Here is a 7,118-nt window from a genome sequence, read left to right as displayed (position 1 = left end):
CCGTTGCCGTCCCAGTCACCCACGAGCACCGTGTCGGCCTCCCGGCCGTAGCGGAACACCGAGTCGGCGTCCCCGCCACGCAGGGAGTTCTTCACGTGGTACTCGTTGCCACGGCGCACCGCGAAGGTGTCCGTCCCGTCCCCGTTCCAGTCACCCACGAGGATGACGTCACCGGGCCGGCCGTAGGTGAGGACCACGTCGGCGTCCCCGCCCTGCTGGGCGTTGGACACGTGGAACACGTTCCCGCGGCGCACCGCGATCGTGTCCGTCCCGTTGCCGTCCCAGTCACCGATGAGCACCTCGTCGACCCAGCGGCCGTAGGGGAAGCGCGCGTCGGTGGTGCCGGTCCAGCTGTTGGACAGGTGGAACTCCGCTCCGCGACGGTCGGGCTGCGGCTGCTGCGGCCCTGCGGTGGAGAAGGTGAAGGACCACTCGGCCACCGCGCCGTCGGCGAGCACGAAGCCCTCCGTCGCACGCGCGGTCACCTCGACGGTCCCGTCGCCGGCGTAGGTCCCGGCGTCCAGGACCTCACCGTCGACCAGGTACTCCACACCCTCGACCGCGGGGATCGTGAACGTGTCGTTCGCGAAGCCCGACCGGTCGGTGAAGGTGACCGCCTGCGGCGTCACCTCGACCGGCTCCGGCTCCCCACCGTCGGTGGAGAAGGTGAAGGTCCACTCGGCCGTGGCGCCCTCGACGAGCACGAAGCCCTCGAGTGCACGCGCCGTGACCGTGACGGTCCCGGTGCCCGGGTACTCACCCGCGGGGACGACGTCGCCGTCGACGAGGTACTCCACGCCCGCGACCGCGGGGATGGTGTACGTGTCGTCCTCGGTGCCGTCCTCGTCGGAGGCGGTGACCGGGGCGGGCGTCACGACGACGGGCTCCGGCTCCCCACCGGTGGTGGTGAAGGTGAAGGTCCACTCGGCAGTGGCGCCCTCGGCGAGCACGAAGCCCTCCGCGGCGCGTGCCGTGACGGTGACCGTCCCGGTGCCGTCGTAGCTACCGGCCTCGACGACGTCGCCGTCGACCAGGTACTCCACGCCCTCTACCGCGGGGATCGTGAACGTGTCGTCCTCGGTCCCGGCCGCGTCGGTGAAGACGACGGCCTGCGGCGTCACCACGACGGGCTCCGGCTGCTCGTCCCCGTCGACCCGGAAGTAGTCGAAGGTGACGGTCTGGTTGTCCGTCGAGGCGGTGCCGAGCGCGAAGAGCCCGACCTTGCCGCTGGCTGCGACAGGGGCGTTGGCGACCGACGCGAACGTCGTCCACGTCTCGCCGTCGGCGGAGTAGGAGCCGGTGAAGTCGTTGCCGACCTTCTCCAGGCGCAGGTGCCAGACCGCCTGCTGCACGGTCGCGGCAGGCTGCGGGCTCTGGATGGCTCCGCCGACCTCGCTGAGGACCTCGAGACCGAGCGTGAGCGCGCTCCCGGGGTTGTTGCGGGCCGAGATGTCGAACTTGACGTAGTTGTCGTCGTCGACGTAGGCGATCAGACCGCCCTGCTCGTACTGGCGGGTGAGCGTCGAGGCGTCGACCAGGGTCTCCACCGTCCAGTCACCCTCGCCGAGGTCCTGCACGACGAAGTTGCCCGGCGTGCCGTTGTCGGTGCCGTAGATGTCACCGGTGGTGGCGTCGAGCTCGAGGTGACCGTCCACGACCCGCATGTGCTCCGGGTCGGGGCGGACGACGTCCCAGCGGCAGCCGTCGAGGGCGGAGCCGTCGAACTCGTCGCTCGGGTCGACCGGCGGCACGGAGTCGTCCGGCACGATCTGGAAGTAGTCGAACTCCACGTCGACCGGGGCCTGCGACCGGCCGGCGCCCTGGAGGGCGAACAGACCGATCTTCGGGTTCTCGATGCCCTCGAGGGACTTCGTCTCCGACATGTCGGTGAAGTCGGTCCCGTTCGAGCTGTACGAGGCGGTGAGGTTCTCACCGTCGCTGACGAAGCGCACCCACACCGTGCTCGGGTAGTCGGCGCCCAGCGCAGGGCTCATCGACGCGGCAACCTCGTTGGGGGCGCCGGCCTCCTCGCGGATGAACTGGAAGACCCGGCTGGCGGGGTCCGACCCGGACGTGCTGCGTCCGGAGAGGACCATCTTGGCGTAGTTGTCGGCGTCGCCGTAGATGAGGAGGCCGCCCTGCTGGTAGGCCTCCGCACCGTTGAGCGTGAGCCGGCTGGTCGCCGTGAAGGGCCCGTCGGGCAGGTCCTGCAGGACGATGTTCGGCACGTTGCCGTTGTCGGTCCCGTAGATGTCCGTCGCCGACGTCGGGATGACGAGAGCGCCGTCCTCCACCCGGAGGTCCTGGTTCACACGCAGCGAACCGTCCCAGCGGTCGGTGTCGAGCGCATCGCCGTCGAAGCCGTCGGAACGACCGTCGAGGCACTGCAGGCCCGGCGCGGTGACGGACACCTCGACGGACTCCGTCGTCTGGGCCCCGCGGGCGTCGGTCACCGTCACGGTCGCGGTGTAGCGGCCGGGTGCGGTGTAGGTGTGCGAGGCCTGAGCCGTGTCGGCCGTGGTCCCGTCACCGAAGTCCCACGCGTAGGTGAGCGGCGTGTCGTCGTCGGGGTCGGTCGCCGTGGCGGTGAAGCTCACGGCCAGCGGTGCCGTGCCCGTGGTCTCGGTCGTCGTGACCTCGACCTGCGGGCTCGCGTTGTCCGTGACGCCCCGTCCGATGAACTCGACCCAGTTGATGTTGGCCTGGCCGCTCGTCGTGACGAAGTAGAGCGGACCGGACTCGGTGGTGACGTCGTCGGGCAGCTCGACGTCGTAGCTGGCCCACTGCTGCCAACCACCCACCGGGACGGTGACCGAACCGATCGACGGCCCGTCCGGCGAGCCGGTACGGATGTCGACGGTGCCCCCGGGCTCCGACGCGCCGCGGACGCGGATCGAGTCGATGCCGGTGAGGTTGGTCGGGTCGAAGGAGAACCAGTCGTCGACCTCGGCGAAGCCGACGTTCTGGCCACCGCCGGTGTCCGTGGTGTCCTCGAGCTGGACGCCGGCGTCACCCGAGCTGGTCGACCCCTCGAGGCGACCGGTCTCGGCGAAGTACTCGGCCTCCTTGCGCTTGGGCTGGAGGATGAGCACCTCCTGCGTGGTGAGCGAGTCGACGCCCTCGGCGCCCTGGTCGGTGTACGTCACGGTGATGACACCGAAGATGTTCGCGCCGATGTGGCCGGTGTCCCCGTTGACCGGGATCGCGCCCTCGCAGCCGCGGTACTGGTTGTACGGGTGGGCGTGCTCGTCGTGGCCGAGGGCCGGCTGGACGATGACGTCCTGGCAGTCGATCTCCCCGTCCTCGGGGTCGGTGACCGTCACCTTGTACTCGATGACGTCACCGAAGTTGAAGAAGCCACCGTTGGGGGGCGTCTCGACGGTGATCGTCGGCGCGGTGTTGCCCGCCGCGATGAGGACCGTGGCCACGGTCTCGACCCCGTCCGCGTTCGTCACGGTGAGCCGGGCCGTGTAGTTGCCGGCCTCCGTGTAGGTGTGGGTCGGGTTGGCCTCGGTCGACGTCTCACCGTCGCCGAAGTCCCACGCGTAGGTGATCGCGCCGCCCTCGGGGTCACGCGACCCCGCGGAGCTGAAGGTCACCTCGAGGGGCAGCGGCCCGCTCGTGACGTCGGCCTCGGCGCGCGCGATCGGCGCCCGCTGGCCCGCCAGGTAGTCGATGCGGTAGACGCCGGAGTCGGCGTTGTTGCCACCGAAGCCCGAGCCCCACTCGATGATGTACAGCGCGCCGTCGGCGCCCCACTCGAGGGCGTGCGGACGGGCGAAGGAGAAGCTCGAGAGGATCCGGTTGATGTCGATGAGCTCGCTGGAGTCGTCGGACATCTGGAAGCTGAAGAGCTTGCCGGTGTTCCACTCGGCGAAGGCGGCCTTGCCGTCGAAGTAGGCGGGCCACTTGCGGGTGGAGGCGAGCTCCTCGTCGTAGACGTAGACGCTGCCGGCCATCGGAGCGCCACCACCGGAACCGATCTCCGGGGCGTTGTTCCGCTGGTTGTTGTTCTGGTACCAGACCGTCGCCGGCACGACCGGCGGCAGCTGGGTGAGCCCGGTGTTGTTGGGCGAGTCGTTCGTCGGGCCGCCCGCGCAGTCGAAGGCCGGGCCGGACTGCTGGGTCGCGAAGTTGTAGTCGCGGTAGCCCTCCCTGTCACCGACGCAGTGGGGCCAGCCGTAGTTGCCGGGCTCCTGCACGATGTTCCACTCGACCATGCCGGCCGGTCCCCGGTTCGGGTTGGTCGAGCCGGAGTCGGGGCCGTAGTCGGCGACGAGCAGCGTGTCGGTGCGCGGGTCGAGGCCGATCTTGAAGGGGTTGCGGAAGCCCATCGCGAAGATCTCGGGACGGGTCAGCTCGGTCCCCGCCGGGAAGAGGTTGCCCTCGGGGATCGTGACCGTGCCGTCGTCCTGCGGGGTGATCCGCAGGATCTTGCCGCGCAGGTCGTTGGTGTTGCCCGAGGTCCGCTGCGCGTCCCAGGCCTCACGGCCGGGTCGCTCGTCGATCGGGCTGAAGCCGTCGGACGCGAAGGGGTTGGTGTTGTCACCCGTCGCGATGTAGAGGTTGCCCTCACCGTCGAACTGGAGAGCACCACCGGCGTGGCAGCACTCGTCGCGCTGCACCTCGACCTCGAGGAGGACCTCCTCGCTGTCAAGGTCGAGGGTGTTCTCCTCGAGCGTGAAGCGGGAGACCCGGTCGGAGGACGAACCGGTCGGCGAGTAGTAGAAGTAGATCCAGCCGTTGTCCTCGAAGTCGGGGTCGAGCTCGATGCCGAGGAGGCCGAACTCCTGGACCTGCGTCACGGGGATCGTGCCGGCGGTCACCGTGCCACCGTTCTGCTGAACGATCTGCACACGGCCGTCGCGCTCGATGTAGATCGTGCGCCCGTCCGGCGCCGGCTCCAGGTCCATCGGGTTCTGGGTGTTGAGGTCGAGGGCGACCTTGTCGAAGCTCTCGTCGAGGGTGGCGGAGCAGTCGGCGTCGACGACCCCGGCCGCGGTGCGCAGGCCCTCGAGGATGTGCTCGCGGAACTCCGGCTCCTGGAAGGAGGCGTCGGTGTGCCCGCCGCCCGTGTACCAGGCGCGTCCGCCGTCGTAGTCCTGGCACCAGGCGATCGGGTGGTCCGGCGCCATCGCGCCGCTGCCGGCGTCGTAGGTCGACTCGTCGAGGGAGGCGAGGACGTGGACGTCACCGCGCGGGTTGGTCCGGAACGAGTACCACTCGTCCGTCCGCTCCCACTCGGCGGGCAGGTGCTCGGTGGAGGGGTGCGCCGGGTCCTCGACGATGACGGTCGCCTCGGGCGTCCCGGGCGGGTGGCTGGCGAAGTAGGCGCCGACGAGCTCGCCGTACCAGGGCCACTCGTACTCGGTGTCGCTCGCCGCGTGGATGCCGGCGTAGCCGCCGCCGTTCTGGATGTACTCCTCGAAGGCGGTCTGCTGCGACGCGTTGAGGACGTCACCGGTGGTGGAGAGCCACACGACGACGTCGTACTGGGCGAGGTTCTCGGCGGTGAACGCGCCGGCGTCCTCCGTGGCCGTGACCTCGAAGTTGTTCTCCTCGCCGAGCTCCTCGATCGCCGCGATGCCCGCGGGGATCGAGCCGTGGCGGAAGGCAGCGGTCTTGCTGAAGACGAGAGCGCTGAACGCCTCGTCCTCCGGCGGGGGTGTGGTGTCGGCGCTGGCGCCGCTCATCGCGAGCGGGAGCACCAGGGCACTGGCGAGCACGGTGCTCGCGCCCCGGGCCCACCACCGCCCGGACATGGGTCGTCTGACCACGTTTCCTCCTCGAAACTGTGTGTCTGAAAAGCACGTGCCACGAACCAGCGTTGGCCGCGGCGATAGCCGTCCTCGAGGGATCGCCTCGCGGGTGGACGGCAGAGGGGTAAGTCGGTCGTGCGTGCTCGCAGCGTAGGGCGCTTTTTGGGTACCCGTCAACCAAAAGGGGAAAATGGGGTGCCGGCACGCGAGAGGGCCCGTAGCCGGTGATCGGCTACGGGCCCTCCCAGGTGGTGGGTCAGCTCAGCTTGGCGACCGAGCGCACCTCCTTCGCCCCGGTGGCGGCGGGCGCCTGAGGCGCGGCACCGACGGGCCGGCGGATACCGAGGGTGTCGGTCCCGTTGCCGTCCCAGTCACCCACGTGGACCTCGTCGCCGGCGCGTCCGAAGGTCACCACGCGGTCCGCGTCCCCGCCACGCAGGGAGTTGTTCACGTGGTACGTGGCCCCGCGGCGCACCGCGAAGGTGTCCCGGCCGTCACCGTCCCAGTCACCGGCGAGCACGACGTCGCCCGCCCGACCGTAGGTGAACACCACGTCGGCGTCCCCGCCACGCAGGGAGTTCTTCACGTGGTAGGTCGCCCCGCGGCGGACCGCGAAGGTGTCCGACCCGTTGCCGTCCCAGTCGCCGACCAGCACCTGGTCAGCGGCCCGGCCGTAACGGAACACCGAGTCCGCGTCCCCGCCACGCAGCGAGTTCTTCACGTGGTACTCGTTGCCACGGCGCACCGCGAAGGTGTCCGTCCCGTCCCCGTCCCAGTCACCCACGAGGATGACGTCACCGGGCCGGCCGTAGGTGAGGACCACGTCGGCGTCCCCGCCCTGCTGGGCGTTGGACACGTGGAACACGTTCCCGCGGCGCACCGCGATCGTGTCCGTCCCGTCCCCGTCCCAGTCACCGATGAGCACCTCGTCGGTCCAGCGGCCGTACATGAAGTGGACGTCCGTCGAGCCCCGCCACGTGTTGGACAGGTGGAACTCGGCCGTGCGGCGGTCCGGCTGCGGCTGCCCGCCGGCGGTGGAGAAGGTGAAGGACCACTCCGCCTGCGCGCCGTCGGCGAGCACGAAGCCCTCCGTCGCACGCGCGGTCACCTCGACGGTGCCCTCACCCGGGTAGGTCCCGGCGTCGAGGACCTCACCGTCGACGACGTACTCGACGCCGTCGACCGCGGGGATCGTGAACGTGTCGTTCGCGAAGCCCGACCGGTCGGTGAAGCTCACCGGCAGCGGGGTCACCTCGACCGGGTCCGGCTCCTCACCGTCGGTGAAGGTGTGGGTCCACTCGGTGGTCCCGTCGGCGAGGACGAAGCCCGCCAGGGCCCGTGCCGTCACCGTGACCGTGC

General features: G+C 70.2%; 1 protein-coding gene and 1 pseudogene. Both read right to left on the bottom strand.

All coding sequences use genetic code 11. The annotated features are described in order from the left end of the window. On the bottom strand, positions 1-5,762 hold a 5,762-nt coding region (locus tag H9624_RS16220), incomplete at its 3' end, for a ThuA domain-containing protein (protein WP_286011333.1). Between the two features lie 253 nt (positions 5,763-6,015). Further along, positions 6,016-7,118, bottom strand: a pseudogene (locus tag H9624_RS16215) (hypothetical protein); the annotation flags it as partial.

Origin of the sequence: Oceanitalea stevensii (genome assembly GCF_014837105.1) — a bacterium.
GTDB lineage: Bacteria > Actinomycetota > Actinomycetes > Actinomycetales > Actinomycetaceae > Oceanitalea > Oceanitalea stevensii.
This window is presented reverse-complemented; position numbering and strand designations above follow the sequence as displayed.